Below are 24,400 nucleotides of genomic sequence, written 5' to 3'. Positions count from 1 at the left end.
TACGGCACGGGCCTTAAGGCGCCGGGCAGAAACCGCCGGGAAGCTGGACACCGTCCACCACGGGGCACGGGTTGAAGGTGAAGATCACCAAGGTGCCAAGGATGATGATGACCAGGGTGGCCGCGTAAAGGACCATCTTGAGCCAGAAGCGCGTGGAGTCCTTCTCGGCGTAGTCGTTGATGATGGTCCGGACGCCGTTGGTGCCGTGCAGCATGGCAAGCCAGAGCATGGCGAGGTCCCAGAACTGCCAGAACGGATCGGCCCACTTGCCGGCAACAAAGCCGAAGTCAATGGCGTGGATGCCTTCGCCGACCAGCAGGTTCACGAACAGGTGGCCGAAGATCAGCACCACCAGGACGATGCCGGACAGGCGCATGAAAAGCCAGGCGATCATCTCGAAGTTGCCACGGCTTGAACCGGTGCGGTTGTACTTCGGGGCGATCTTCCCGGTGCGGGGGGACTCGATGGTAGTCATGGCTTAGTGGCCTCCCAGCGCGAGGGAAAGGTGGCGGATGGCAAAGCCGGCGAACGTGACCAGCCACAGCGCAAGCACGATCCACAGCATTTGGCGCTGGTACTTCGCGCCCTTCTTCCAGAAGTCAATGGCGATCACACGCAGGCCGTTGAAGGCGTGGAAGATGATCGCAGCGACCAGGCCCGTTTCACCCAGGGCCATGAGGGGGTTCTTGTAAGCGCCAATGACGGCGGTGTAGGCCTCAGGGGACACGCGCACCAATGAGGTGTCCAGCACATGGACCAACAAGAAGAAAAAGATCACTACACCTGTAATGCGGTGTCCAACCCAGGACCACATGCCTTCACGGCCGCGATACAAGGTGCCAGCTGGTTTTGTCGGCACTGAATAAACCTTCCTGCAACACAGCGGCGCTGGCATGGGATCCATGCGGGGGGAACGCCTGCTGCGAGAGCACTCGTAGCTCACGCCTAAATCTAGGCTTCGCTTACAGCTTATTCAATTTAGGGCGGACTTTGCTGCTTGTAAATTCCATGTTTCCTGCCCGGTTTCTGGCGATTTTTGCCATGGCCTGAGACGAACACCACATGTGTGGCGTTCTGCGGGGCTTCGGGGCAGCGTCGGATAAAGTGTTGCGGTGAGTACAGAAGACGCAAAATTCCGGGAATCGCCATTGAGCCGCTTTCATGCGGTTATTCCGGCGGGCGGTGTGGGCACCCGTTTGTGGCCACTCTCGCGTGCCGCTGCGCCTAAGTTCCTCCATGACCTGACCGGTTCCGGCAGCACGCTGCTGCGGGCCACCTACGACCGCCTCGAGCCGCTGGCGGGGGAGCGGGTCCTGGTGGTGACCGGAGAGGCGCACAAGGCCGCCGTGTGCCGCCAGCTTCCCGAAGTCGGGGATGACGAGTTGGTCCTCGAAAGCGAACCGAAGGATTCCGGAGCCGCCATTGGGCTTGCAGCTGCCATCCTCTACCGCCGCGATCCGGACACCATCATGGGTTCCTTCGCCGCGGACCAGGTCATCAGCCCGGACAACCTCTTCCAGGAGACCGTGCGCGAGGCCATCTACACCGCCGCCACGGGCAAGATCGTCACCATTGGCATCAAGCCGACCCATCCCTCCACCGGCTTCGGATACATCCGCTCCGGTGCGGCTCTCTCGGTTGAGGGTGCACCCAACGCGCTGGCTGTTGCCGAGTTCGTTGAGAAGCCAAGCCAGGAAGTCGCCAACAAGTACGTGGAGGCGGGGGACTACGTCTGGAACGCGGGCATGTTCGTCGCGCCAGTGGCCCTCATGCTCAAGCACCTGGAAGCCAACCAGCCGGAGCTCTTCGCCGGCCTGCAGGAAATCGCCGAGGCCTGGGACACTCCGCAGCGCGCTGAAGTGACTGCCCGCGTCTGGCCCACGTTGCCCAAGATTGCCATTGACTACGCCGTTGCCGAGCCCGCGGCGGAAGCCGGCGATGTCGCCGTCGTGCCTGGCACTTTCCGTTGGGACGACGTCGGCGACTTTGCCGCGATCGGTCGCCTGAACAATGCCGGCGACGTCGATGAAGTCACGGTGCTTGGTGAAGGTGCCCGTGTGTTCGCGGAGAACGCCAGCGGCGTGGTGGTTTCAGACACCAAGCGGGTGATTGCCCTGATCGGCATCAAGGACGTAGTCATCGTGGACACCCCGGATGCACTCCTGGTCACCACCAAGGAACACGCACAGCTGGTCAAGGGCACTGTTGACGCCCTCAAAGCCAGCGGCGATACGGACGTACTGTAGGCAACTGCTTATACCGTGAGCCACCTCTTTGGTTGTCCTGCGTCTGAACGCGGCGTAACCAAGAGGTGGCTTTCGTTCTTAGCGGGCTGTGGATGGCTACAGTTGTGACGTGCGCAATTACACGACTGAAACCGAGCCGACACCCATGGTGAGCCCATGGCTGGACGAACTGCTTCCGGAACTCATCGAATTCCGGCGGGACCTTCATGCGCACCCTGAGCTTTCCTTCAAGGAGTTCCGCACCACGGACAAACTCGTGGAGCGACTCGAAGCTGCGGGCCTCAAGCCGCGGCGCTTGGAGGGCACCGGCGTCACGGTCGATGTCGGCGAAGGCCCCATCGCGACGGCCCTTCGCGGGGACATAGATGCCTTGCCGATCATCGAGGAAACCGGGCTGCCGTTCGCTTCCAAGAACCATGGCGTGACGCATGCTTGCGGCCATGATGTCCACACCACCGCAATGCTGGGAATCGCGTTGGTCCTCCAGCGCATGCACCAGCAGACGCCTTTGGGCGGCACGGTCCGGATCATTTTCCAGCCGGCAGAAGAAACCATGCCCGGCGGAGCGTTGTCCTGCATCGAGCAGGGCGTGTTGGAGGGAGTGCCGCGTATTCTGGCGCTGCACTGCGATCCTCGGATCAATGTCGGCCAGATCGGTACGCGAATCGGCGCGATCACGTCGGCCTCCGACACCATCAAGATTGAGCTGTCGGGCCGCGGAGGCCACACCTCCAGGCCCCATCTGACCGAGGACCTGGTCTTCGCCTTGGCGCAAATTGCGGTGAACGTGCCGGCTGTGCTCTCCCGCCGCGTGGATGTCCGCAGCGGCGTTTCCGTGGTGTGGGGCCAGATTTCGGCCGGCTCCGCTCCGAATGCCATTCCCGGGAGCGGGTACATGGCGGGCACCATGCGCTGCCTGGACCGGGACGCCTGGCATGGCGCCGGCGAGTTGCTGGACGATGTTGTGAAGCAAGTCGCCGCCCCTTATGGCGTGGATGTCCACATGGAGCACACCCGCGGCGTTCCCCCGGTGGTGAACTCCGAGCACGAGACCGCCTTGATCGAGGCGGCTGCCCGGGCTGAACTGGGAGAGCATGCCGTGGTCCTGACGCCGCAGTCCATGGGCGGCGAGGACTTTGCCTGGTTCCTGGCAGACCTTCCAGGAGCCATGATGCGCCTGGGTACGCACACGCCGGGCGGCGAGGAATACGATCTGCACCGCGGTGATTTCATCGTGGACGAACGCGCCCTCGGGTTCGCCATACGTGTCCTCACGGCCGCCGCCCTCCGCACAGTTCGCGACCTCCACCACTAACCCATGCAGGTAGCAGATGAACCGTCGAAACGGCCTCATCTGCTACCCGGTTGGGTTACTCATCGATAGTTAGGTTGTGCGCAATTGAATTGTGCACTATCGTTTTAGTCATGAGTGATGCTCCCCGCCTCCGCCACCAGGTCTGCTTTGCCCTCTACTCGGCATCCAAGGCAGCGACGGCGGTCTACCGCCCCGTGTTGGAGGATCTTGGGCTGACGTATCCGCAGTACCTGGTGATGCTCGTGCTCTGGGAGCAGGAACCACGCAGTGTCCGCGAGCTCGGTGCCGAACTCGGCCTCGACTCCGGCACATTGTCGCCCTTGCTGAAGCGCCTCGAAGGCATGGGCCTGGTTGAACGCCGCCGCTCGGCCGAGGACGAGCGCCGCGTGGACGTCATCCTGACCGACGCCGGAACCGCCCTGAGTGCCCGCGCCCAGGCCGTGCCCCAGCGCCTCGCCGACGCAGCCGGCCTTTCGGCGGGCGAGATCGAGCAGCTGCATTCCACCCTCGGCAAGCTCACGGCCGCCTTGAACAGCTCACTGTGACGACTTTTCCAAGCCATCCATTCCCTCAAAAGAAACGGAACACCATGAAGACTCTCTACACAGCCGAGGCACTGGCCTCCGGCGAAGGCCGCGACGGCAACGCCCGCACCAACGACGGCAAACTGGACGTGGCACTGGCCAGCCCGGTGGAACTCGGTGGCAATGGTGAAGGCACCAACCCCGAGCAGCTGTTCGCCGCCGGTTACGCCGCCTGCTTCCACTCGGCCCTGCGCCTGGTTGGACGCAAGGACCGCGTGGACCTCAGTGATTCGGCCGTTGCTGCAAAGATCCACTTCGGTGCGCTCACGGACAGCGAAGGCTACGGCCTGGCTGCGGAACTGGAAATCGCCCTGCCCGCCTTGGACCGCGACACCGCGGAAGCCCTCATGGCCAAGGCCCACCAGATCTGCCCCTACTCGAACGCCACGCGCGGAAACATGGCAGTGGACCTCAAGCTCGTGGAGTTCGCAGCATGAGCGCCGCAACGCCGGTTGAAACCCGCGAGATCCAGCTTGCCTCCCGCCCGGTAGGACGTCCGGCCCCGGAGAACTTCCGGTTGGCAGCTTCCGAGCTGCCCCAACTTGGCGAAGGCCAGCTCCTGGTCCGGAACCAGTTCATGTCGGTAGATCCCTACATGCGGGGCCGCATGAACGACGTCAAGTCGTACTCGGCGCCCTTCGGCCTGGATGCAGCGCTCGACGGCGGTGCTGTGGGTGAGGTGATCGCGTCGCGTTCGGACGCGCACAAGGTGGGTGACGTCGTCGTGCATCAGCTCGGTTGGCGCGAACACGCAGTTGTGGACGCCGCGGCGACTACCCCGGTACCCGCCGGCCTCGCCCCGACGTCCGCGTTCCTGGGCGCGCTGGGCATGACCGGCCTCACCGCCTACGCGGGCCTGCTCAAGGTGGCGGAATTCAAGGAAGGCGATGTTGTCTTCGTGTCCGGAGCCGCGGGCGCCGTCGGTTCGATGGTGGGCCAGATCGCCAGGGCCATGGGTGCCGGCAAGGTTATCGGCAGTGCTGGTTCGCCGGAGAAAGTGGCGCGGTTGCTGGAGCTCGGCTTCGACGCCGCCTTCAACTACAACGATGCCCCGGTGCTGGACCAACTCCGTGAAGCAGCGGGGGAGCGCGGCATTGACGTGTACTTCGACAACGTTGGCGGCGAGCACCTTGAGGCCGCGCTGGCCACGCTCAACGTCGGCGGCCGGGTAGCCATGTGCGGCGCCATTGCGCAGTACAACTCCACTGAGCCTCCGGCCGCGCCAAGGAACCTCGCGGCAGCCATCGGAAAGCAGCTGACATTGCGTGGGTTCCTGGTGGGTGGACAGCGCCAGCACGCCGCCGAATTCGCCGGCAAGATGGCCGGCTGGTTGGCCGACGGGACCGTGAGCTACGACGAGACGATCGTGGACGGCCTGGAGAATGCACCCCAGGCGTTCATCGATTTGCTCGATGGTGCGAACACGGGAAAGATGCTCGTCCGCTTGTGACTTGCGTTGCCGGCTACTGCTTGGTAACAAAAAGTCAACAATCTGCCTGCCAGGACTGATTTGTGCTATCTGCTTGTGGTCCACGCCACTAGTGTTGGTCATATCAAGGCGCTTCGGCGCAGTGCTGCGAAACTTCAGTGAAAACAGAATTTCTGCCTCGGGGTATTCGAAACGGACACTCATTGACCATCCGTCGTAGCGCGACTCACTTTCTTCCTGGAGGAAAATTGAAGAACCCACTGCGTGCCACCCTTAAGCGCGGTTCAATGGCCGGTGTTGCAACTGCAGGAGCCGCAGCGCTCCTGCTCAGCGGTTGCGGGCAAGCCCCAGACGCCGGTTCCAGCTCGGCAACCAAGAGCGACTTCGTCGGATGCATCGTTTCCGACTCCGGCGGATTCGATGACCAGTCCTTCAACCAGTCCTCATACGAAGGCTTGCAGAAGGCCGAAAAGGACCTCGGCATCACCATGAAGTCGGCTGAGTCCAAGGCCAACAGCGACTTTGAGACCAACCTGAACGGCATGATCTCCGCTGGCTGTAACCTGACCGTCACGGTCGGCTTCCTCCTGGGCGATGCCACCAAGGCCGCTGCGGAAAAGAACACGGACAAGCACTTCGCCATCATCGACTACTCGTACGCGACCCCCATCGCCAACGTGAAGCCGGTGGTCTATGACACCGCACAGGCCGCATACCTGGCAGGCTACGCGGCTGCCTCAGCCTCCAAGACCGGCAAGGTAGGCACCTTCGGCGGCATCAAGCTCCCCACGGTCACCATCTTCATGGACGGTTTCTATGACGGCGTCCAGGCCTACAACAAGGCCAAGGGCAAGTCTGTCCAGGTTGTCGGCTGGGACAAGAGCACGCAGGACGGCTCGTTCACCGGTGACTTCGAAAAGCAGGACACCGGCAAGCAGATCACCAAGAACCTTCTGGACCAGGGCGCGGACATCGTAATGCCCGTAGCTGGTCCCGTCGGTAAGGGTGCCGGAGCCGCACTGAAGGAAGCCAAGGCGGCCGGCAAGGACGTCAAGCTCATCTGGGTTGACTCCGACGGCTACCTCACCGCTCCTGAGTACAAGGACCTGATGCTGACCTCCGTGGTCAAGCAGATGGGTGAGGCTGTTGAAACCGTGGTGAAGGATGACAAGGACGGCAAGTTCAGTAACGAAGCCTACGTTGGCACCCTGGCCAACGAGGGCGTAGCCCTGGCTCCGTTCCACGATCTCGATTCTGCGGTTTCCGCAGAGACCAAGTCCGAACTCGATGCCCTGAAGGCGGACATCGTCTCCGGCAAGCTGGTTGTCGAGTCCCAGGCCAGCCCTAAAAAGTAAGCAATTCCTGGACGCGCCGCCAGTACCGAGCCTCGGTACTGGCGGCGCGTTTTTGCCCTGACTAGGCTGATCGCAAGCCAAAGGCTTGACGGCAGTAACGTCCCTCGGACTCACAGAACGGTGGGAGTTGTGAAACTCGAATTGAAGGGGATCTCGAAAGCTTTCGGGACCTTCTACGCCAACCAAGACATTGACCTCGTGGTCGAATCCGGCCAGATCCACTGCCTCCTCGGCGAAAACGGCGCCGGAAAATCAACCCTCATGAACGTGCTGTACGGGCTGTATGAGCCCACGGCCGGACAAATCCTCGTGGACGACCAGCCTGTGGCCTTCCGTGGCCCCGGCGATGCCATGGCTGCGGGCATCGGCATGGTGCATCAGCACTTCATGCTGGTTCCGGTCTTCACCGTGGCCGAAAATGTGGCGCTAGGTGCGGAACCAACTTCCTTCGGCGGTGTCCTCAGTATCGAGGAGACCCGGAAGAAGATCCGCGAAATTTCAAAGAAGTACGGCTTTGACGTCGATCCCGACGCCTTGGTGGAGGACCTCCCCGTAGGTGTCCAGCAGCGTGTTGAAATCATTAAGGCCCTGGTCCGCCAAGCCAAAGTCCTGATCCTCGACGAACCTACGGCAGTTCTGACTCCGCAGGAAACGGACGAACTCCTGGACATCATGCGGCAACTCAAAGCGGGCGGGACATCCATCGTCTTCATCTCCCACAAGCTCAGGGAAGTAAAAGCCGTCTCGGACGTCATCACCGTGATCCGCCGCGGCAAGGTGGTAGGTGACGCGCCTCCCTCTGCCGCCGCTACGGAGTTGGCGTCCATGATGGTGGGCCGCCCGGTCAGCCTGAGCCTGAACAAAGCCCCAGCACAGCCCAAGGAAACCACGTTCGTGGTGGAGAACCTGACGGTCCGGGCCGCCAACGGCACCAACGTGGTGGACGGGATCAGCTTCGACATCGCCAAAGGCGAGATCCTCGCCGTCGCCGGTGTCCAAGGCAACGGCCAAACAGAACTGACGGAAGCCATCCTCGGCGTGCAGGAGCATGTCACGGGTTCGGTCACGCTGGACGGCAAGCAGCTGCTGGGCCTACCCGTCAAGGACGTCCTGCGTTCCGGCGTCGGGTTTGTCCCGGAAGACCGTACGGTGGACGGGCTCGTTGGCCCGTTCTCGGTCGCCGAGAACCTGGTCCTTGACCTCTACGACCAGGCACCGTTCGCCCGCGGCATCAGCATGAAGCCCGCCAAGGTGGTGGAGAACGCGAAAGCCAAGATCGAGGAGTTCGATATCCGGACCCCGTCGGCGGGGTCCGCCGCCGGAACACTGTCCGGCGGCAACCAGCAAAAGGTGGTCATGGCCAGGGAGCTGTCCCGGCCGCTGCGGCTGTTCATCGCGAGCCAGCCGACTCGTGGCGTCGACGTAGGTTCCATCGAGTTCCTGCACAAGCGCATCGTCGCCGAGCGCGACGTCGGTACGCCTGTGATGATCGTTTCCACTGAGCTCGATGAAGTCATTGAGCTCGCAGACCGGATCGCGGTGCTGTACAAAGGCAAACTCGTGGGCATCGTTCCTGCAGGAACGCCCCGTGACACCCTTGGCTTGATGATGGCCGGCGTCGGCCCGGAAGGAGGCTCCGATGACTGATAACAACCAGTCCGAGAGCGAGCAGACACCCGCTGAATCCACCTCGGAAGTCCGCGCCGCAGACGTCTCACTCGATACCGCCGGCGGCATGTTGGAACCTTCACTTGTGCCGGTGTCCTCCCAGAGCGGAGACTCGGGACACCAACAGGGCAGCCTTCTGCGCCGGATCGTCATGGGCGACGGTTTCGTGTCGGTCCTCGCGGTCATCGTGGCGCTGTTCCTGGGCGGGCTGCTGATTGCCAGCACGGACAAGAAGGTTGCCGAGACCGCAGGCTATTTCTTTGCCCGACCCGGCGATTTCCTGTTGGCGCTGTGGAACGCCATGACCAAGAGCTATGTGGCCCTCTTCCAAGGCTCGGTGTTCAACTCGAGGCAAGGCTTCCTGCCACTGCTCGAGACCATGACCGTAGCCACCCCGTTGATTTGCGCGGGCCTGGGTGTGGCACTTGCCTTTCGCGCCGGCCTCTTCAACATTGGTGCGCAGGGCCAGATCATCATCAGTGCAACACTGGCAGCATATGCGGGGTTCGCCTGGCACATGCCTTTCCCGCTTCACTTGCTGGTAGTGATCATCATGGGCGTCCTCGGTGGCGCCGCCTGGGGTGCGATCGTTGGCATCCTCAAAGCCAAAACAGGTGCGCATGAAGTCATCGTGACCATCATGTTGAACTACATTGCGCTGTTTCTTCTGGACTTCCTGCTCAATACTCCGGCGTTCCGCAGGCCTGGCGACAACAGCCCCATTTCGCCGCGCTTGGACGATTCGGCCACGTATCCCATCCTCATTCCCGGATCCCGCCTCCACCTCGGCTTCCTCGTGGCAGTGGCATTGACCGTGGGTGTGTGGTGGCTGCTGAACCGCTCCACGATCGGCTTTGAGTTCCGGGCAGTCGGTGCCAACCCGGTGGCCGCCCGCACGGCAGGCGTCAAGGTATCGCGGGCCACCATCCTGGTGATGGCACTGGCAGGTGCGCTCTCGGCGTTCGCCGGCGTGGCCCAAGTGGCCGGCACGGAGAAAGTCCTGACCGGTGGTGTCGCGGCGCAGATCGGCTTCGACGCCATCACCGTTGCGCTGCTGGGCAGGAGTACCCCGTGGGGAACGTTCTTCGCGGGCCTGCTGTTCGGAGCTTTCCGGGCAGGCGCTGTCCAGATGCAGATCCAAACCGGCACACCCATCGACATCGTGCTGGTGGTGCAATCGCTGATTGTCCTCTTCATCGCTGCTCCGCCTCTGATCAGGTCGATCTTCCGGCTTGAACCCAAAAAGAAGAAGAAGAACAAGACACCGAAGGCGGCCACGAAAGCTGCCCTTGCCAACGCCACCGGAGGTGCCAAGTGAGCGCAACAACCACCGCTCCCAAAGCGGGAGAAACGGCCCTGCCGGGATTCCGCCCTTCCCTGAAGGTCCCCATAACGCTGGCAGTCCTGGCACTGGTGGCTTTGGTCTTCTTTGGCCTGCTGGGCCCGGACCAGACCGCCGAAATGAAGATCAGCGATTCCGGGGACGCAGTTGTAGTTCCCGCCCTGATGATTCCCGGGCAGGTGGGCGGCGTTGTCCTGGGCATCCTGCTGCTCGCCATGGCCGCCTACTCGATCTACTTGTGGACACGAGGGGAGCGCTCTCCCAGGTGGCTGCCAATCGTGTTCGCCGTGGTCTTCGTGTTCGCCTTGCTTGTCTGGATCGTGGCAGGCGCACGCCAGCCTTCCATTTCGCTGGCCGGCCTCGTCGCAGGTTCGGTCACGCTGGCAGTGCCCTTGGTGTTTGGCTCCCTGTCAGGCGTGCTCTGTGAGCGGGTGGGCGTGGTCAACATTGCCATCGAAGGCCAGCTCCTGGGCGGCGCTTTCACTGCAGCCCTGGTGGCCACAGTGACCGGCAGCCCTTACATCGGCCTGATCGCCGCGGCCGCCGCTGGTGCTGTCGTGTCCATGGTGCTGGCAGTTTTCAGCATCAAGTACCTCGTCAACCAGATCATCGTAGGCGTTGTCCTGAATGTGTTGGTCTCCGGCCTCACAGGCTTCCTGTTCGGCACCGTCATGGTTCCCAACAAGGAGCAGTTCAACACCCCTGGCCGGCTCGATATTCTGCCCATCCCGTTCCTTTCCGATATTCCGATCATCGGGCCGATCCTGTTCGAGCAGTCAATTGCCGGCTACCTCATGTACGTGGCCGTTGCCGTGGTGTGGTTCGGCCTGTTCAAGACCCGGTGGGGCCTTCGCGTGCGCGCTGTCGGTGAGCACCCGCAGGCTGCCGACACACTGGGCATCAACGTCAACGCCACCCGCTTCTGGAACGTGACGTTGGGAGGGGCCGTGGCGGGCATCGGTGGAGCAGTGTTCACGCTGGTAACCATCGACTCCTTCACCAAGGAAATCTCCGGCGGCCGCGGCTTCATCGCCTTGGCTGCACTGATTTTCGGCCGCTGGAACCCGATTGGAGCCTTCCTGGCATCGCTGCTGTTCGGGTTCGCGTACAACCTGCAATCGATCCTGGGCATCATTGGTACCCCGGTGCCCAGCCAGTTCATGGCCATGCTGCCGTATCTGGTGACCATCTTCGCCGTCGCGGGTTTGGTGGGTAAGTCGCGGCCACCGGCCGCCAGCGGCATACCGTACGTGAAGGGTTGACCATGCCGACTCTTCACGACGGGTATGTCGATTGGGCCGCCCTGGAAGCCGCTGCGGTGTCCGCCATGGAGCGGGCCTACGCACCGTATTCCAAGTTCCCGGTGGGGGCTGCGGCCCTCACCGAGGACGGCAGGATCATCAGCGGTTGCAACGTGGAGAACGCCAGCTACGGGCTGACGCTCTGCGCCGAATGTTCGTTGGTGGGCCAGCTCCACATGTCCGGCGGTGGCCGGCTCGCCGCCTTCTATTGCGTGGACGGCCAAGGCAACATCCTCATGCCGTGCGGACGCTGCCGCCAGTTGCTGTACGAATTCAGGGCGCCGGGCATGCAGCTCATGACAACGCAGGGAATCAAATCCATGGACCAGGTGCTGCCTGACGCCTTCGGTCCCGAAAACCTGGAGGAAACCACGTGACCAGCACCGAAGCGTTCGACGCCGTCCAGATCATTTCCATCAAGCGGGACAAAGGCACTCTCAGCGCCGAACAGATCGACTGGACCATCGACGCCTACACCCGTGGCGTCATCGCCGAAGAACAGATGGCCGCGTTGAACATGGCCATCCTGCTCAACGGAATGGACCGTGCAGAGATCTCCCGTTGGACTTCGGCGATGATCGCCTCGGGGGAGCGGATGGACTTTTCCTCCCTGACAAGGCCCGACGGCGGCATGAAGGCTACCAGCGACAAACACTCCACCGGTGGGGTGGGGGACAAGATCACGCTGCCGTTGGCACCCTTGGTGGCCGTTTTCGGCGTCGCGGTTCCGCAACTCTCCGGCCGCGGCCTCGGCCACACCGGAGGGACGCTGGACAAGCTCGAAGCCATTCCCGGGTGGCGCGCGAACTTGAGCAACGACGAGATCATGGCCCAGCTGCAGGACGTCGGGGCGGTCATTTGTGCTGCCGGTTCCGGCCTCGCTCCGGCTGACAAGAAGCTGTACGCGTTGCGTGACGTTACCGGAACAGTGGAAGCCATACCGCTGATTGCCTCTTCGATCATGAGCAAGAAGATCGCGGAGGGTACGGGCTCGTTGGTGCTGGACGTCAAGGTAGGTTCCGGCGCCTTCATGAAGGATGAGGCTCGGGCGCGGGAGCTCGCCGAAACCATGGTGGCCCTGGGCAAGGACGCCGGCGTGCACACCGTTGCGCTGATCACGGATATGTCCACGCCGCTCGGGTTGACCGCCGGAAACGCGATCGAGGTCCAGGAATCAGTGGAAGTCCTTGCCGGCGGTGGTCCGGAAGACGTCGTCGAATTGACGGTCCGGCTGGCGGAGGAAATGCTGGCGGGCGCGGGCATCCACGATGCCGATCCTGCGGCGGCCCTCAAAGACGGACGGGCCATGGACGTCTGGAACCGGATGATCGAAGCCCAGGGCGGCGACCCCCGCGCTGCCCTGCCGGTGGCCCGCGAATCCGAGGTGGTCTACGCTCCGGCAGATGGTGTCCTGGTGGGTCTGGATGCGCTGTCCGTGGGTGTTGCCGCGTGGCGGCTGGGAGCAGGGCGGGCACGCAAGGAGGACCAGGTCCAGGCCGGCGCGGGAGTCCGGATGCACGCCAAGCCCGGCGCGTTGGTCCGCGCAGGCGAGCCCTTGATGACTCTCCTGACGGACACGCCTGAGAAGTTCGATCGGGCGAAGGAAGCGCTCCAGGACGCGGTAGTGATCGCGCCAGAGGGGTCCCGCCCGGCGCATCAGCTCATTATCGACCGGATCGCCTAGGCTGAATATCCGGGTTGCCCGCATCGGGCAACCCGGAATATCCGTCATCCGGCACCAATGGGGAGCCGGCTACCGTGAGGAAACCGTGCAGGCCATCAACGATTTCATCCTCGCCGCAGCGGAGCAGCCGTGGGTGTTGTTCCTCGTGCTGGCGTGCTGCGTCATTGATGGTTTCTTCCCGCCCATTCCCAGCGAATCCGTGGTGGTGGGACTCAGCGCAGTCTCAGGCAGCAGCGGTTCGCCCAACGTGTGGCTGCTGGGTCTGATGGCGGCGATAGGAGCGTTCTCCGGGGACAATATCGCCTACATCATTGGCCGCCGCATCGGCATCCAACGGTGGCGTTGGATGCGCACCCAGCGCATGCAGGGCGCTTTCCGCTGGGCGGGCAAGGAACTCCGACGCCGGGCCGCCTCCCTCATCATGGTTGCCCGATTCATCCCCATTGGCAGGGTTGCCGTCAACCTGACTGCAGGTGCCACCCACTTCAACCACCGCCGCTTTGTGGCCTTCACTGCCATGTCAGCCGTTCTATGGGCGAGCTATTCCGTGGTGCTCGGGTACTTCTTCGGGGTCTGGTTCGAGGACAACCATCTGCTGGGCGCCGTCATCGCCATAGTGGTGGCTGTGATCCTGGGGGTCATCATTGATCGCATCATCAGCAGGGTCCGTGGATCCGTCCCCTTGGACGGGTCGAATATCCCCGATGAAAGTGCCCCGCCTCCACCCACGGTATGACACGGACCGGCCCGGAAGATCAGCCCGGTGGTTGACGACGCCACAGCATGCCCGCCGATAGCGTTAACGTGTGATCCCAAGGCTGGGGCGTAGCGAACGACGTCCCGGCCATGGGACACTAAGAGCGACTTCCGTCACAGTGTCAAGTCATATTCGTCTAGGAGCTACCCCCGCGTGGAGTTTTTGAACCAAATGCTCGAGCATGCAGCCGGGCAGCCCTGGATTTACCCGGTACTCCTGGTTTTCTTCTTCATTGACGGATTTGCCACGATTCTTCCCAGCGAAACAGCCATCGTTGGCCTCTCGGCGCTGTCCCTTCACAGCGGGGAGCCCAACCTGTGGATCCTGGGTGCGACCGCACTGGTGGGTGCCATGGCAGGCGACAACATGGCCTACATGCTGGGCCGGAAGATCGGCCTCACCCGATGGAAGTGGATGCGCAGGCCCAAGGTCCAGAAGATGTTCGGCTGGGCGCAATATGAGTTGGACAAGCGCGGGGCGGTGTTGATCTTTACGGCCCGCTACATTCCGTGGGGTCGCGTTGCCGTCAACTACGTTGCCGGGCAGACCGGATTCCGCCACAGGACCTTCTTCTGGCTGGACGCTTTCGCCTGCGTTACCTGGGTTGCCTACTCCATCGGCATCGGCCTGCTCGCAGGGCAGTGGGTTCACAACAACCCGCTCCTGGGTGTCGGCATTGCCGTGGCCTTCGCAGTGGTTCTGGGCATCGTGGTGGACCACGCACTGCGCTGGTGGCACAAGCACTTGGAAAAGAAGGACGCGGCTCGTGCGGCGGCCACGGGCAGCGAAGTCCCCGGGGCGGATGCCTCGGAAAAGGCGGCTGCCGGCGTCGACCTCTCCAAGCCTGCCAGTTAAGCCTGCCTCTCCCTGGCGTGCGAAGCGGGCCTTGGGCGTTGTCGGGGGACTAGTCTTAGTACGTGACTGAGCCCATTGTTGACGCTGCCCCTGCCCTCGACTTCGACCTGAAGAGCCTTCCCAAGGTTTCCCTCCACGATCACCTGGATGGAGGACTCCGCCCCGCCACCATCATTGAACTGGCCCAGGCTGCCGGCCATACGCTGCCGTCTACTGACCCTGTTGCGTTGGGCGAATGGTTCCGCGAATCTGCCGACTCCGGCTCGCTGGTCCGCTACCTGGAGACATTCGACCACACGATCGCCGTCATGCAGACCAGGGAAGGCCTGTTCCGGGTTGCCAAGGAATTCGTTGAAGACCTCGCCGAAGACGGCGTTGTCTACGGCGAAGTCCGTTGGGCACCCGAGCAGCACCTGCAGAACGGCCTGACCCTGGACGAGGTAGTGGAGGCTGTCCAGGCCGGCCTTGAAGCCGGTGTGGATGCGGCCGAAGAACGCGGCCAGCAGATCCAGGTCGGACAGCTCATCACCGCCATGCGGCATGCCGACCGCGGCCAGGAAATCGCCGAACTCGCCGTACGCCACCGCGCCAACGGCGCTGTGGGCTTTGACATTGCCGGTGCCGAAGACGGCTTCCTCCCCTCCCGCTTCAAGGACGCCTTCACGTACCTGGCCGAGAACAACTTCCCCGCAACTGTCCATGCCGGTGAGGCCGCTGGCCTGGACAGCATCCAATCGGCACTGGTGGACGGACGCGCCTTGCGCCTCGGCCACGGTGTCCGCATCGCCGAAGACATCACGGTTGAGTTTGAAGACAACTCGGACGACGACGGCGAGGACACCATCGGCATGGTGACAATCGGCAGCGTGGCGGCCTGGGTACGCGACCGCGGAATCGCCCTGGAGATCTGCCCGTCATCCAACCTTCAGACCGGCGCCATCTCCACCTTCGGTGAAGGCATCGAAAGCCACCCCGTCGACATGCTCTTCCAGCTCGGTTTCAACGTCACCATCAACACCGACAACCGGCTCATGAGCGGGGTCACCCTGACGGACGAGTTCGAGCTCCTGGTGGAGACTTTCGACTACGACCTCGACGATCTGCTTGAGCTGACGCTCAACGCCGCAGAGGCAGCGTTCCTGCCTTTGGACGAGCGCGAAGCGTTGGTCGAGTACATCAACGATGCCTACGCCAACCTCGGCTAAGGACAATCCTGCCGTTCCGGCCATCGACGTACTGATCGCGACCATCGCCTCGCTGCGTGAGCATTGCCCATGGATGGGCGCGCTGACGCACGAGTCCTTGGTTGAGTACTTGATCGAGGAAGCCTACGAAGTGGTGGATTCGATCGAGTCCGGCGCTGTTGACGACGAACTTCCCGGCGAGCTGGGTGATGTGCTGCTACAGGTAGTGCTTCACGCCCGGCTCGCCGAGGAGCGCGGCAGTTTCGACTTTGAGGCTGTTGCGCGCGGCATCAACGCCAAGATGGTCCGACGAAACCGGCACGTCTTCAAAGCGGACGGTTCCCTGCAGGAGAGTTTCCCGGCGAGTGTCGAGGAAATCATCCTCAAGTGGGACGCCGCCAAACGTGCGGAGAAACCAGAGCGGGAGGATCCCTTCGAAGGCATTCCGCCGCACCTTCCGGCGTTGGCAGCAGCGCAGAAGTCCCTGGAACGGGCAGCCCGCGCGGGACTGCCGGTTGACGCCCGCAGCCGCCCGGCCGACGTCGTGGTTCCTGTCATCCCAGCCTCGGAAGAGGCGCTCGGTGAGCTGTTGTTCGCCGTCGTCGCCGGGGCCAGGGAGCAGGGTCTCGACGCCGAACGGGCCCTCCGCGCAGCGGTTCGATCGTTCCAGAACGGGCACGCCCGGCCTTCATGACGTGAGCCTTTGGAAGCCGTGCCGTAACCTAAGCCACTCTCGACTACGCTAGTAGCGACGAGGACGTTGAGAATTTCCCTCCACATTCCTGTAATTCGCCCATAAGGAGCACATCCATGGCGCTTATCGATGCCATCCACGCACGCGAGATCCTTGATTCCCGCGGAAACCCGACCGTAGAAGTTGAGGTCCTGCTCTCCGACGGCCAGATCGGCCGCGCAGCAGTTCCCTCCGGTGCCTCCACCGGCGAGCACGAGGCCGTTGAGCTTCGCGACGGCGACAAGGGCCGTTACCTCGGCAAGGGTGTCCAGAAGGCCGTTGACGCCGTCATCGACGAGATCTCCCCGGCCCTGATCGGCTTCGACGCCACTGACCAGCGCAGCATCGACCAGGCCATGATCGATCTCGACGGTACCCCGAACAAGAGCAAGCTCGGCGCCAACGCCATCCTGGGTGTTTCCCTGGCCGTTGCCAACGCTGCCGCAGCTTCCTCCGACCTGCCGCTGTACAAGTACCTGGGTGGCCCGAACGCCCACGTTCTGCCGGTTCCGCTGATGAACATCCTCAACGGTGGCTCGCACGCAGACTCCGATGTGGACATCCAGGAATTCATGATCGTCCCGATCGGTGCCGAGACCTTCTCCGAGGGCCTGCGCTGGGGCGTCGAGGTTTACCACAACCTCAAGGCCGTCCTCCAGGAAAAGGGCCTCTCCACGGGCCTTGGCGACGAGGGTGGCTTCGCCCCCAACCTGCCGTCCAACCGTGCTGCCCTGGACTTGATCCAGGAAGCCATCAAGAACGCCGGCTACACCCCGGGCACGGATATCGCCCTGGCCTTGGATGTTGCCTCTTCCGAGTTCTACAAGGAAGGTGCTTACCAGTTCGAAGGCAAGGCGCTTTCTGCCGCAGAGATGAGCGCCTACTACGCCGAGCTCGTTGCCGACTACCCGCTGGTCTCCATCGAAGACCCGCTGGACGAGAACGACTGGGAAGGCTGGAAGACCCTCACCGACACCATCGGTGACAAGGTCCAGCTGGTTGGCGACGACCTCTTCGTCACCAACCCGGTCCGCCTGCAGCAGGGCATCGACGCCGCCACGGCAAACTCCCTGCTGGTCAAGGTCAACCAGATCGGTTCCCTGACCGAGACTCTGGATGCCGTTTCCCTGGCCCAGCGCTCCGGCTACACCACCATCACCTCGCACCGCTCCGGCGAAACCGAGGACACCACCATTGCTGACATCGCCGTTGCCACCAACGCGGGCCAGATCAAGACCGGTGCCCCGGCCCGCTCCGAGCGCGTTGCCAAGTACAACCAGCTGCTGCGTATCGAAGAAGAACTCGACGACGCCGCACGCTACGCCGGCCGCAGCGCGTTCCCGCGTTTCAAGGGCTAGCATTCCGCGAAATCCGGTAACCGGTGGCTATGGTGGAAAGACCATAGCCACCGGTTCTGTTTAACGCTTGCCTGCGGAACCGCGGGCGCAGCGAGGATTCAGGGCAGGCACTGTGCTGGTTCCAGTCCGTCACACAAGCAAGCGCAGCAACCCGCCAGGCAAGCACCGGGCATTACAGGAGTGTCATGGCCACCCGTCGTCCAAAGGTTCCCAGGGCCGACGCCCTTGGTAGGCCAAACAGCGCAGGCCGGCCGTCCGGCGCGGCCCCGCGCTCCTCCGCTGCAGGATCCAACGGCTCAGGCTCCGGCGACGCCGAGGTCATCAAGGCGGAGTTTGGCGGTACGCGCACGGCCGGAGGATCGTCGACGCCGGCAACCGGCACCAGGGCGCCCGCGTCCGGTACCAAAACCCCCGCGTCCGGTACCAAAACCCCCGCGTCCGGTACCAAAGCCCCGTCTGCTGGGTCCACCCAGTCCACTGCGTCACGTTCGGCCAACGGGAAAGCACCCGGCACGGCGAAAAGCCCTGCCCGCGGCAAGAATCCAGCAGCTGATAAGGCCGGCGCCCCCGCCAAGGATGCCCGGGACCTCGACCCCGTTCCAGCCAAAGCGTTCTCAGGACGAATGCTTGCGCTGGCTGTGGTCATGATTGCCATCACCATCATGCTGGCCCCCACGGTCAAGATCTTTTTGGAGAAGCGCGCTGAGATTTCCGCCCTGGAGGCCGAGATTGCCAGCAGGAAAGCCGAGCAAACGGAGCTCAACAAGCAGCTCTCCCGGTGGCAGGATCCCAACTATGTGAAACAGCAGGCCCGAGACCGCATTAACATGGTTATGCCGGGTGAAACGGGCTACTGGGTGTTTGGCGGGGACGAAACCGCCGGCACACCGGGTGGCCGCACCGGTTCAGGATCATCCGCAAACCCGGCAAATCTGCCCTGGGTGGATGCTCTCTGGGAGTCAATCAGACGATCGGCAACAGACTAGACGCGGTGCCCGCCGCCGTCGTGTCCGCATGGGACACGACAACAAGGGCAGGAAGGTTGGCAGCGCAAGTGGAAGAGAACACGGCAGCCGTGCCGCAGGAATCCCGCCAGCCATCAGCTCACGATCTCGAGGTCCTCAGCCGCCAGCTCGGCCGGCCCGTGCGGGACGTCGTGGAGATCCCTGCACGCTGTGTGTGCGGCAACCCGCTGGTTGCTGCCACCGCGCCGCGGCTGAGCAACGGAACACCGTTTCCCACGACGTTTTACCTGACCCACCCCGTCATCACTTCCGCAGTGTCGCGGTTGGAGGCCGGTGGACTCATGAATGAGATGAACGAGCGACTGACCGCCGACCAGGAACTGGCCGGCGCCTATCACGGCGCCCACGAGGCCTACCTGCAGGCACGTAATGAAATCGCCGGTCGATCCGGCACGGGGGCCGTGCCTGAAATTGCCGGCATCTCCGCCGGCGGGATGCCCACCCGCGTCAAGTGCCTCCATGTCCTGGTGGGCCACTCGCTGGCAGCTGGTCCAGGCGTGAATCCGCTGGGTGATGAGGCCCTGGAGTCCATCACTGAGTGGTGGACGAAGGACCGGTGCTACTGCGACGGCGCGTGGGATACCGCTGGCGAGGCACCGTCGCGGGACCTGAGCCGGCATGGTCCGCAGGGATTGCCGGACATCGTGGGGCGGCCCGCCCCGGTACGGAAGGCTAAGGCGGACCACGCTGCACCGCCAGAGGAAGGCACAGCATGAGCCGCGTCGCAGCCATTGACTGCGGGACCAACTCCATCCGCCTCCTGATCGCAGACGCTGCCGCGAACGGAGCTCCCGGTCCCTTGGCCGACGTCGTGCGTGAAATGCGCGTGGTGCGCCTGGGGCAAGGCGTGGATGCCACGGGCGAGCTTGCCCCGGAAGCCCTGGAACGGACCTTCGCTGCCACGCGCGAGTACGCAACGCTTATCAAGGAACACGGCGCCGAGCGGATCCGCTTCGCCGCGACGTCTGCAACACGTGATGCCCGCAACCGCCAGGTCTTCGTGGACGGCATCAGGGATCTCCTGGGCGTGGAGCCCGAGGTCATCTCCGGTGATGAGGAGGCCGCTCTCTCCTTCGCCGGTGCCAGCAGCGTCCTGCCGGCTACGGGGGAGGACGCCATCCTGGTGGTGGATCTTGGCGGCGGCAGTACCGAATTTGTCCTGGGTGATTCCAGCGGTGTCATTGCCGCCCGTTCCGTGGACATTGGCTGTGTGCGGCTGACCGAACGTCACCTCCGCAGCGATCCGCCCAACGCTGCGGAAATCGCAGCAGCAGAGGCCGACGTCGATGCCGCGCTTGATCTTGCAGCTTTGACGGTGCCGCTTGGCCGCGCCACTGCCGTGGTTGGCGTGGCGGGCTCCATCACCACCATCACTGCCCACGCACTTGGCTTGAGCGAGTACCAGCCTGGCCGGATCCATGGAGCTTCCCTGGACCTCGAAACCATCAGCGACGCTGCTACCAACTTGCTGGAAATGACCCGCGACGAACGCGCAGCACTTCCTTACATGCATCCGGGCCGCGTTGACGTCATTGGAGCCGGCGCCTTGGTGTGGCGCCGTATTCTGACCCGCTTGGCCAGTGTGAGCAACGGGAACATCCGCACAGCGGTCTCCAGCGAACACGACATCCTGGACGGCATCGCTCTGAGCATCCGGGCTGGCGAATGACCTTGCGATTCCGCCGCACCGTTTCTGCCGCGCTGGCCACCACCCTGGCTGGCGGGGCGCTGGCCGGTGTGCTGTTGACGGCTCCGGCTGCCAGCGCCGACGCCTGGCGGGACAAGGAATATTGGCTCAAGGAATCCGGGATTACCAATGCCTGGCAGGTTTCCAAGGGAGCCGGCGTCAAGGTCGCCATCATCGACAGCGGCATTGACGGAAACCATCCTGACCTCAAGGGCGCCGTGGTGGGCGGAACGGACGTTTCCGGCGCGGGGGCTCCCAACGGACAAAAGAGCATCGGCGCCAAGACCGAGCACGGCACCCTGGTGGCCACCATGCTCGCCGGTCGCGGTCACACGACGCCCACGGCATCGCCGTCGGCGTCGCCGTCAACGAGCCCCACCGTTCCTCCGGCCGGGGGACCGGACGGCATCACTGGCGTAGCACCTGAAGCCGAGATCCTGGCGGTTTCGACGTGGCTTGGCTCGCCCAACCCCGCCGGCAAGACGGACCAGGAACAAATTCCCGATGCCGTGCGCTGGGCCGTGGACAACGGTGCCAAAGTCATCAACATTTCCCTCGGCAGTACCTCGCCCGATTGGCCCCAGAGCTGGGACGCGGCGTTCCTGTACGCCGAGCAGAAGGACGTGGTGATCGTTGCCGCAGCGGGCAACCGCGTAGGTGGCAACATCCAAGTTGGCGCCCCGGCCACCATTCCCGGAGTCCTCACCGTCGCGGGCCTCGATGGCGAAGGACGCGCCAGCGTTGACTCTTCTTCCCAGGGCATCAGCATCGGAGTGGCAGCCCCTGCAGAGAAACTGGTGGGCGGCCTGCCTGGTGGCGGGTACGCGGAATGGGCGGGAACGTCCGGCGCGGCACCTATCGTCTCCGGCGTGGCGGCTCTCATTCGTTCCAAGTGGCCGGAGATGAGCGCCAACCAGGTCATCAACAGGATTGTCACCACGGCCAAGGACGCTGGCGCCCCTGGCAAGGACCCCCTTTACGGTTATGGCATCCTCAATGCCGAAGCCGCGCTGAAGGATGATGTGCCTGCCGCCGCGTCCAACCCGCTGGGATCCATCGCGGACTGGATCCGGGTCCATCGTCGGGGGGACTTCAGCACCCCGTCCGAGGCCCCGGTCGCGAGCCCGACCAGCGCAGCCCCTACCCTCGCCGATCCCACCGTTCCGGCAGCCAAGACGCCGGCCACCATGGACGATGCCCTTCCGGCCGCCGTCGTACTGGGTTTCGGGGGCCTTTTCGCGGCCATTGTGGCCGGCGCGGCGATCCAGTTGCGAAGGGTTTACCGGAACCCTCCTGCGACGCCCGAAGAGGCCGAAACAGGCGTGTTGGAAACGGTGGATCCACCCGCCAAGAAGTAGTTAGTGAAGATTTTCACAAAGTGCTGTACTCTGGTTTCATGGCAACCACCCCAGAGCTCATTGACCGTCCCCGGGTTCTCGTCGTCGGCGGCGGCTACGTCGGCCTCTACGTAGCCCTCAAATTGCAGAAGAAGATCGCGAATGCCGGTGGCATCGTCACCGTCGTGGATCCACTGCCCTACATGACTTACCAGCCCTTCCTCCCGGAAGTTGCTGGTGGCAACATCGAGGCACGCCACGCCGTCGTCTCCCACCGTCAGCACCTCAAGCAGACTGAGCTCATCCAGGGCCGCGTCACCAGCATCGACCACGCCAACCGGACTGCGGTCATCGCACCGTCCGATGGTGGCGAAAACTTCGAAATCCCGTACTTCGACGTCGTCATTGCGGCCGGTGCCATCACGCGCACCTTCCCCATCAAGGGCCTCGCGGACAAGGGCATTGGCCTGAAGACCATCGAGGAAGCCGTTGCATTGCGCAATAAGGTGCTCGAGCGTATCGAAGCTGCCTCCACCATGACGGACCCGGCCGAGCGTGCCAAGGCCCTCACCTTCGTGGTTGTCGGTGGCGGTTTTGCCGGCATCGAGTGCCTCACCGAAATGGAAGACCTGGCCCGCGCTGCGGTCCGCAACAACCCGCGCATCAACCAGGAAGAAGTCCGCTTCATTCTGGTTGAAGCCATGGGCCGCATCATGCCCGAGGTCACCGCTTCCCAGGCCGAATGGGTTGTGGAGCACCTCCGCAGCCGCGGCATCGAAGTTCTCCTCAACACCTCCCTGGACAGCGCCGAGGGCAACCTCAAGCTGATCAACCTCCCGGACAAGACTCCGGCACAGGAAGTCGAAGCAGACACCCTGGTGTGGGCTGCCGGTGTGCAGGCCAACCCGATGATCCGCTCCACCGACTTCCCGCTGGAACCCCGCGGCCGTGTCCGCGTCCTCCCGGACCTGCGCATCGCCGGCGATGAAGGCATCATCGAGAACGCCTGGGCAGCCGGCGACATCGCCGCTGTTCCGGACCTCACAGGCAAGGGCCTGCCGGACGGTACTTGCGTACCGAACGCCCAGCACGCACTGCGCCAGGCCAAGAAGCTTGCAAAGAACCTGTGGGCTTCCCGCTGGGACAAGCCGCTGCACGACTACAAGCACAAGAACCTTGGTGCTGTTGCCGGCTTCGGCGAGTGGAAGGGTGTTGCGAACATCAACCTTCTGGGCCGCATCGGCCTTAAGGGCGGACTCGCCTGGCTTGCCCACCGTGGTTACCACGGCATGGCAATGCCCACGTTCGAGCGCAAGTTCCGCGTTGTCTTCGGCTGGATCCTGGCCTTCTTCGCAGGCCGCGACACCACGCAGCTGATTGACCTCGACAACCCGCGCGGTGCCTTCGTGGCCGCGGCGACGCCGGCCCCCAAGCCTGCTGCTGCCCCGGCACCTGCAGAGGCCAAGCCTGTTGTTGAAGAAGCCAAGACTCCGGTGGCTGCTGACGCCAAGTAATACACGCCCGACGGCGGCTGCTCCCTCAGCGGAGTGGCCGCCGTCGGTGTTTAAGCAGTTGCGCCGGTGCCGCCCCTAGACTGTTTCCATGTCCGGTGAAACCGATCTGAAGACGCTCCTGGAATCCCTGCACCCCGTGGTCCGAGACGGCGACTATGTCTACGCCCTCTGGCCGCACGGCCGTCCGCTGGAAGGTGCCATTGAGGCGGCTGTCCGAGAAGCTGAAGGCCTTACGGTTGTCCTTCACAGGGATGAGGCCGACAAGCTGGGCCTCGGCTACGACTTTGTGGCGGCGTGGATCACGCTGCAGGTCCACTCGGCCCTCGAGGCCGTGGGGCTGACCGCCGCAGTCAGCGCCGCCCTGACGCACGCGGGAATCAGCTGCAACGTGCTGGCAGGATTCCATCATGACCACCTCCTGGTTCCCTCCTCCGATGCCGATCGCGCCCTGGAGGTGCTCCGGCTCCTGGCCCGCGGCGTGGTTCTGCGTTCCGAGCGGCCGGAGGACCGGCCCGCAATCCTGGAACTGACGGCACGTGCCTTCTCCGTCTCACCGGTGACGGGCGAGCCCGTCGAGGGCACGCCAATAGAGGTCAGGCTGCTCCGGGAGCTATTTGATTGCCGCGAGTACATCCCGGATTTCAGCATCGTTGCCGAGATCGGTGGGGAAATCGTGGGTCACGCCATCAGCACCAGGGGACGGGTAGGGGACCTGGATCTCATTGCGTTAGGTCCCATCGGCGTGCTTCCGCCATTTCAGCGGCGCGGGGTTGGTTCGGCCCTGATGCGTGAGACGGCGGCCCGGGCCGTGGCCGCCGGTGAGCCCGGCATCGCCCTGCTCGGCAGCCCCGTGTATTACCCGCGCTTCGGCTATGTACCAGCCACGTCGTTGGGCGTAGAGCCGCCTGAGGCGGCGTGGGGCGACCACTTCCAGCTGTTGGCCTTGCCGGGATGGCCCGACGACGTCCACGGTACCTTCCGCTACGCGGAGCCATTCAACACGCTGTAGCTGGGATACCATGGTCC

At 63.6% G+C, this 24,400-nt stretch carries 24 protein-coding genes; 22 read left to right on the top strand and 2 right to left on the bottom strand.

The features are described from left to right. Positions 1-13: 13 nt before the first annotated feature. Positions 14-475 carry a succinate dehydrogenase hydrophobic membrane anchor subunit gene (locus ACFRJ9_RS10835; protein ID WP_377667392.1) on the bottom strand — a complete coding sequence of 154 codons (462 nt, stop codon included), beginning with the start codon at positions 473-475 and terminating at the stop codon, positions 14-16. Between the two features lie 3 nt (positions 476-478). Next, positions 479-859: a succinate dehydrogenase, cytochrome b556 subunit gene (sdhC, locus tag ACFRJ9_RS10830; protein ID WP_089594138.1), complete on the bottom strand. Its 381-nt coding sequence runs from the start codon at positions 857-859 to the stop codon at positions 479-481. 253 nt (positions 860-1,112) lie between these two features. Here sdhC and ACFRJ9_RS10825 point away from each other — a divergent pair, with 253 nt between their 5' ends. The 22 genes from ACFRJ9_RS10825 to ACFRJ9_RS10720 all read left to right on the top strand — a co-directional run bounded on the left by ACFRJ9_RS10825 (position 1,113) and on the right by ACFRJ9_RS10720 (position 24,383). Beyond that, positions 1,113-2,246, top strand: coding sequence for a mannose-1-phosphate guanylyltransferase (locus tag ACFRJ9_RS10825; protein ID WP_377667390.1), 1,134 nt, complete (start codon positions 1,113-1,115; stop codon positions 2,244-2,246). Between the two features lie 109 nt (positions 2,247-2,355). Beyond that, positions 2,356-3,561 (top strand): amidohydrolase, encoded by a 1,206-nt coding sequence (locus ACFRJ9_RS10820; RefSeq protein ID WP_377667388.1) that lies wholly within the window; start codon positions 2,356-2,358, stop codon positions 3,559-3,561. Between the two features lie 110 nt (positions 3,562-3,671). Further along, entirely contained in the window at positions 3,672-4,106 is a 435-nt protein-coding gene (locus tag ACFRJ9_RS10815; protein ID WP_377667386.1) for a MarR family winged helix-turn-helix transcriptional regulator, read from the top strand. 44 nt (positions 4,107-4,150) lie between these two features. Beyond that, entirely contained in the window at positions 4,151-4,582 is a 432-nt protein-coding gene (locus ACFRJ9_RS10810; protein WP_377667383.1) for an organic hydroperoxide resistance protein, read from the top strand. Continuing rightward, entirely contained in the window at positions 4,579-5,595 is a 1,017-nt protein-coding gene (locus ACFRJ9_RS10805; protein WP_377667381.1) for an NADP-dependent oxidoreductase, read from the top strand. Before ACFRJ9_RS10810 ends, ACFRJ9_RS10805 begins: the two co-directional genes overlap by 4 nt. Positions 5,596-5,861: 266 nt before the next feature. Next, entirely contained in the window at positions 5,862-6,929 is a 1,068-nt protein-coding gene (locus ACFRJ9_RS10800; protein ID WP_377667652.1) for a BMP family protein, read from the top strand. Positions 6,930-7,058: 129 nt separating this feature from the next. Beyond that, positions 7,059-8,576 carry an ABC transporter ATP-binding protein gene (locus ACFRJ9_RS10795; RefSeq protein ID WP_377667379.1) on the top strand — a complete coding sequence of 506 codons (1,518 nt, stop codon included), beginning with the start codon at positions 7,059-7,061 and terminating at the stop codon, positions 8,574-8,576. After that, positions 8,569-9,915 (top strand): ABC transporter permease, encoded by a 1,347-nt coding sequence (locus tag ACFRJ9_RS10790; RefSeq protein ID WP_377667377.1) that lies wholly within the window; start codon positions 8,569-8,571, stop codon positions 9,913-9,915. The genes ACFRJ9_RS10795 and ACFRJ9_RS10790 overlap by 8 nt, the downstream gene beginning before the upstream one ends. After that, complete coding sequence (locus tag ACFRJ9_RS10785) at positions 9,912-11,201, top strand: ABC transporter permease (protein ID WP_377667375.1); 1,290 nt, start codon at positions 9,912-9,914, stop codon at positions 11,199-11,201. Before ACFRJ9_RS10790 ends, ACFRJ9_RS10785 begins: the two co-directional genes overlap by 4 nt. 2 nt (positions 11,202-11,203) lie before the next feature. Next, positions 11,204-11,617 carry a cytidine deaminase gene (locus ACFRJ9_RS10780; protein ID WP_377667372.1) on the top strand — a complete coding sequence of 138 codons (414 nt, stop codon included), beginning with the start codon at positions 11,204-11,206 and terminating at the stop codon, positions 11,615-11,617. Next, positions 11,614-12,924, top strand: coding sequence for a thymidine phosphorylase (locus ACFRJ9_RS10775; protein WP_377667370.1), 1,311 nt, complete (start codon positions 11,614-11,616; stop codon positions 12,922-12,924). Before ACFRJ9_RS10780 ends, ACFRJ9_RS10775 begins: the two co-directional genes overlap by 4 nt. Before the next feature lie 85 nt (positions 12,925-13,009). Beyond that, on the top strand, positions 13,010-13,660 hold the full coding sequence (locus tag ACFRJ9_RS10770; protein ID WP_377667368.1) for a DedA family protein: 651 nt from the start codon (positions 13,010-13,012) through the stop codon (positions 13,658-13,660). A 192-nt stretch (positions 13,661-13,852) separates the two neighbouring features. Next, the gene (locus ACFRJ9_RS10765; RefSeq protein ID WP_377667649.1) at positions 13,853-14,536 is read left to right on the top strand and encodes a DedA family protein; all 684 of its coding nucleotides are present in this window, start codon (positions 13,853-13,855) and stop codon (positions 14,534-14,536) included. Positions 14,537-14,598: 62 nt separating this feature from the next. Beyond that, a complete protein-coding gene (locus ACFRJ9_RS10760) occupies positions 14,599-15,741 on the top strand; it encodes an adenosine deaminase (RefSeq protein ID WP_377667365.1) in 1,143 nt (380 codons plus the stop codon). After that, positions 15,719-16,414, top strand: a complete 696-nt coding sequence (locus ACFRJ9_RS10755) for a MazG nucleotide pyrophosphohydrolase domain-containing protein (protein ID WP_377667363.1) — start codon at positions 15,719-15,721, stop codon at positions 16,412-16,414. Before ACFRJ9_RS10760 ends, ACFRJ9_RS10755 begins: the two co-directional genes overlap by 23 nt. Positions 16,415-16,530: 116 nt before the next feature. Further along, positions 16,531-17,811 (top strand): phosphopyruvate hydratase, encoded by a 1,281-nt coding sequence (gene eno, locus ACFRJ9_RS10750; RefSeq protein ID WP_377667360.1) that lies wholly within the window; start codon positions 16,531-16,533, stop codon positions 17,809-17,811. A 185-nt stretch (positions 17,812-17,996) separates the two neighbouring features. Next, a complete protein-coding gene (locus tag ACFRJ9_RS10745; protein ID WP_377667358.1) occupies positions 17,997-18,797 on the top strand; it encodes a septum formation initiator family protein in 801 nt (266 codons plus the stop codon). Between the two features lie 68 nt (positions 18,798-18,865). Further along, the gene (locus ACFRJ9_RS10740; RefSeq protein ID WP_377667355.1) at positions 18,866-19,552 is read left to right on the top strand and encodes a DUF501 domain-containing protein; all 687 of its coding nucleotides are present in this window, start codon (positions 18,866-18,868) and stop codon (positions 19,550-19,552) included. After that, complete coding sequence (locus ACFRJ9_RS10735; protein ID WP_377667353.1) at positions 19,549-20,505, top strand: exopolyphosphatase; 957 nt, start codon at positions 19,549-19,551, stop codon at positions 20,503-20,505. Before ACFRJ9_RS10740 ends, ACFRJ9_RS10735 begins: the two co-directional genes overlap by 4 nt. Next, positions 20,502-21,881 carry a S8 family serine peptidase gene (locus ACFRJ9_RS10730; RefSeq protein WP_377667350.1) on the top strand — a complete coding sequence of 460 codons (1,380 nt, stop codon included), beginning with the start codon at positions 20,502-20,504 and terminating at the stop codon, positions 21,879-21,881. Before ACFRJ9_RS10735 ends, ACFRJ9_RS10730 begins: the two co-directional genes overlap by 4 nt. 38 nt (positions 21,882-21,919) lie before the next feature. After that, a complete protein-coding gene (locus ACFRJ9_RS10725) occupies positions 21,920-23,374 on the top strand; it encodes an NAD(P)/FAD-dependent oxidoreductase (protein ID WP_377667347.1) in 1,455 nt (484 codons plus the stop codon). A gap of 88 nt (positions 23,375-23,462) precedes the next feature. Beyond that, positions 23,463-24,383, top strand: a complete 921-nt coding sequence (locus ACFRJ9_RS10720) for an N-acetyltransferase (RefSeq protein WP_377667345.1) — start codon at positions 23,463-23,465, stop codon at positions 24,381-24,383. The last annotated feature ends 17 nt before the right edge of the window (positions 24,384-24,400 follow it).

The sequence above is a fragment of the Paenarthrobacter sp. NPDC056912 genome (assembly GCF_042786555.1).
Lineage (GTDB): Bacteria > Actinomycetota > Actinomycetes > Actinomycetales > Micrococcaceae > Arthrobacter.
This window is presented reverse-complemented; position numbering and strand designations above follow the sequence as displayed.

Excerpts from the sequence above, each read along its gene's own strand:
- ACFRJ9_RS10835 (WP_377667392.1), bottom strand. The coding sequence starts at position 475 with ATGACTACCATCGAGTCCCCCCGCACCGGGAAGATCGCCCCGAAGTAC.
- ACFRJ9_RS10815 (WP_377667386.1), top strand. The coding sequence starts at position 3,672 with ATGAGTGATGCTCCCCGCCTCCGCCACCAGGTCTGCTTTGCCCTCTAC.
- ACFRJ9_RS10810 (WP_377667383.1), top strand. The coding sequence starts at position 4,151 with ATGAAGACTCTCTACACAGCCGAGGCACTGGCCTCCGGCGAAGGCCGC.
- ACFRJ9_RS10805 (WP_377667381.1), top strand. The coding sequence starts at position 4,579 with ATGAGCGCCGCAACGCCGGTTGAAACCCGCGAGATCCAGCTTGCCTCC.
- ACFRJ9_RS10800 (WP_377667652.1), top strand. The coding sequence starts at position 5,862 with ATGGCCGGTGTTGCAACTGCAGGAGCCGCAGCGCTCCTGCTCAGCGGT.
- ACFRJ9_RS10790 (WP_377667377.1), top strand. The coding sequence starts at position 8,569 with ATGACTGATAACAACCAGTCCGAGAGCGAGCAGACACCCGCTGAATCC.
- ACFRJ9_RS10780 (WP_377667372.1), top strand. The coding sequence starts at position 11,204 with ATGCCGACTCTTCACGACGGGTATGTCGATTGGGCCGCCCTGGAAGCC.
- ACFRJ9_RS10765 (WP_377667649.1), top strand. The coding sequence starts at position 13,853 with ATGCTCGAGCATGCAGCCGGGCAGCCCTGGATTTACCCGGTACTCCTG.
- ACFRJ9_RS10755 (WP_377667363.1), top strand. The coding sequence starts at position 15,719 with ATGCCTACGCCAACCTCGGCTAAGGACAATCCTGCCGTTCCGGCCATC.
- eno (WP_377667360.1), top strand. The coding sequence starts at position 16,531 with ATGGCGCTTATCGATGCCATCCACGCACGCGAGATCCTTGATTCCCGC.
- ACFRJ9_RS10745 (WP_377667358.1), top strand. The coding sequence starts at position 17,997 with ATGGCCACCCGTCGTCCAAAGGTTCCCAGGGCCGACGCCCTTGGTAGG.
- ACFRJ9_RS10735 (WP_377667353.1), top strand. The coding sequence starts at position 19,549 with ATGAGCCGCGTCGCAGCCATTGACTGCGGGACCAACTCCATCCGCCTC.
- ACFRJ9_RS10730 (WP_377667350.1), top strand. The coding sequence starts at position 20,502 with ATGACCTTGCGATTCCGCCGCACCGTTTCTGCCGCGCTGGCCACCACC.
- ACFRJ9_RS10725 (WP_377667347.1), top strand. The coding sequence starts at position 21,920 with ATGGCAACCACCCCAGAGCTCATTGACCGTCCCCGGGTTCTCGTCGTC.
- ACFRJ9_RS10720 (WP_377667345.1), top strand. The coding sequence starts at position 23,463 with ATGTCCGGTGAAACCGATCTGAAGACGCTCCTGGAATCCCTGCACCCC.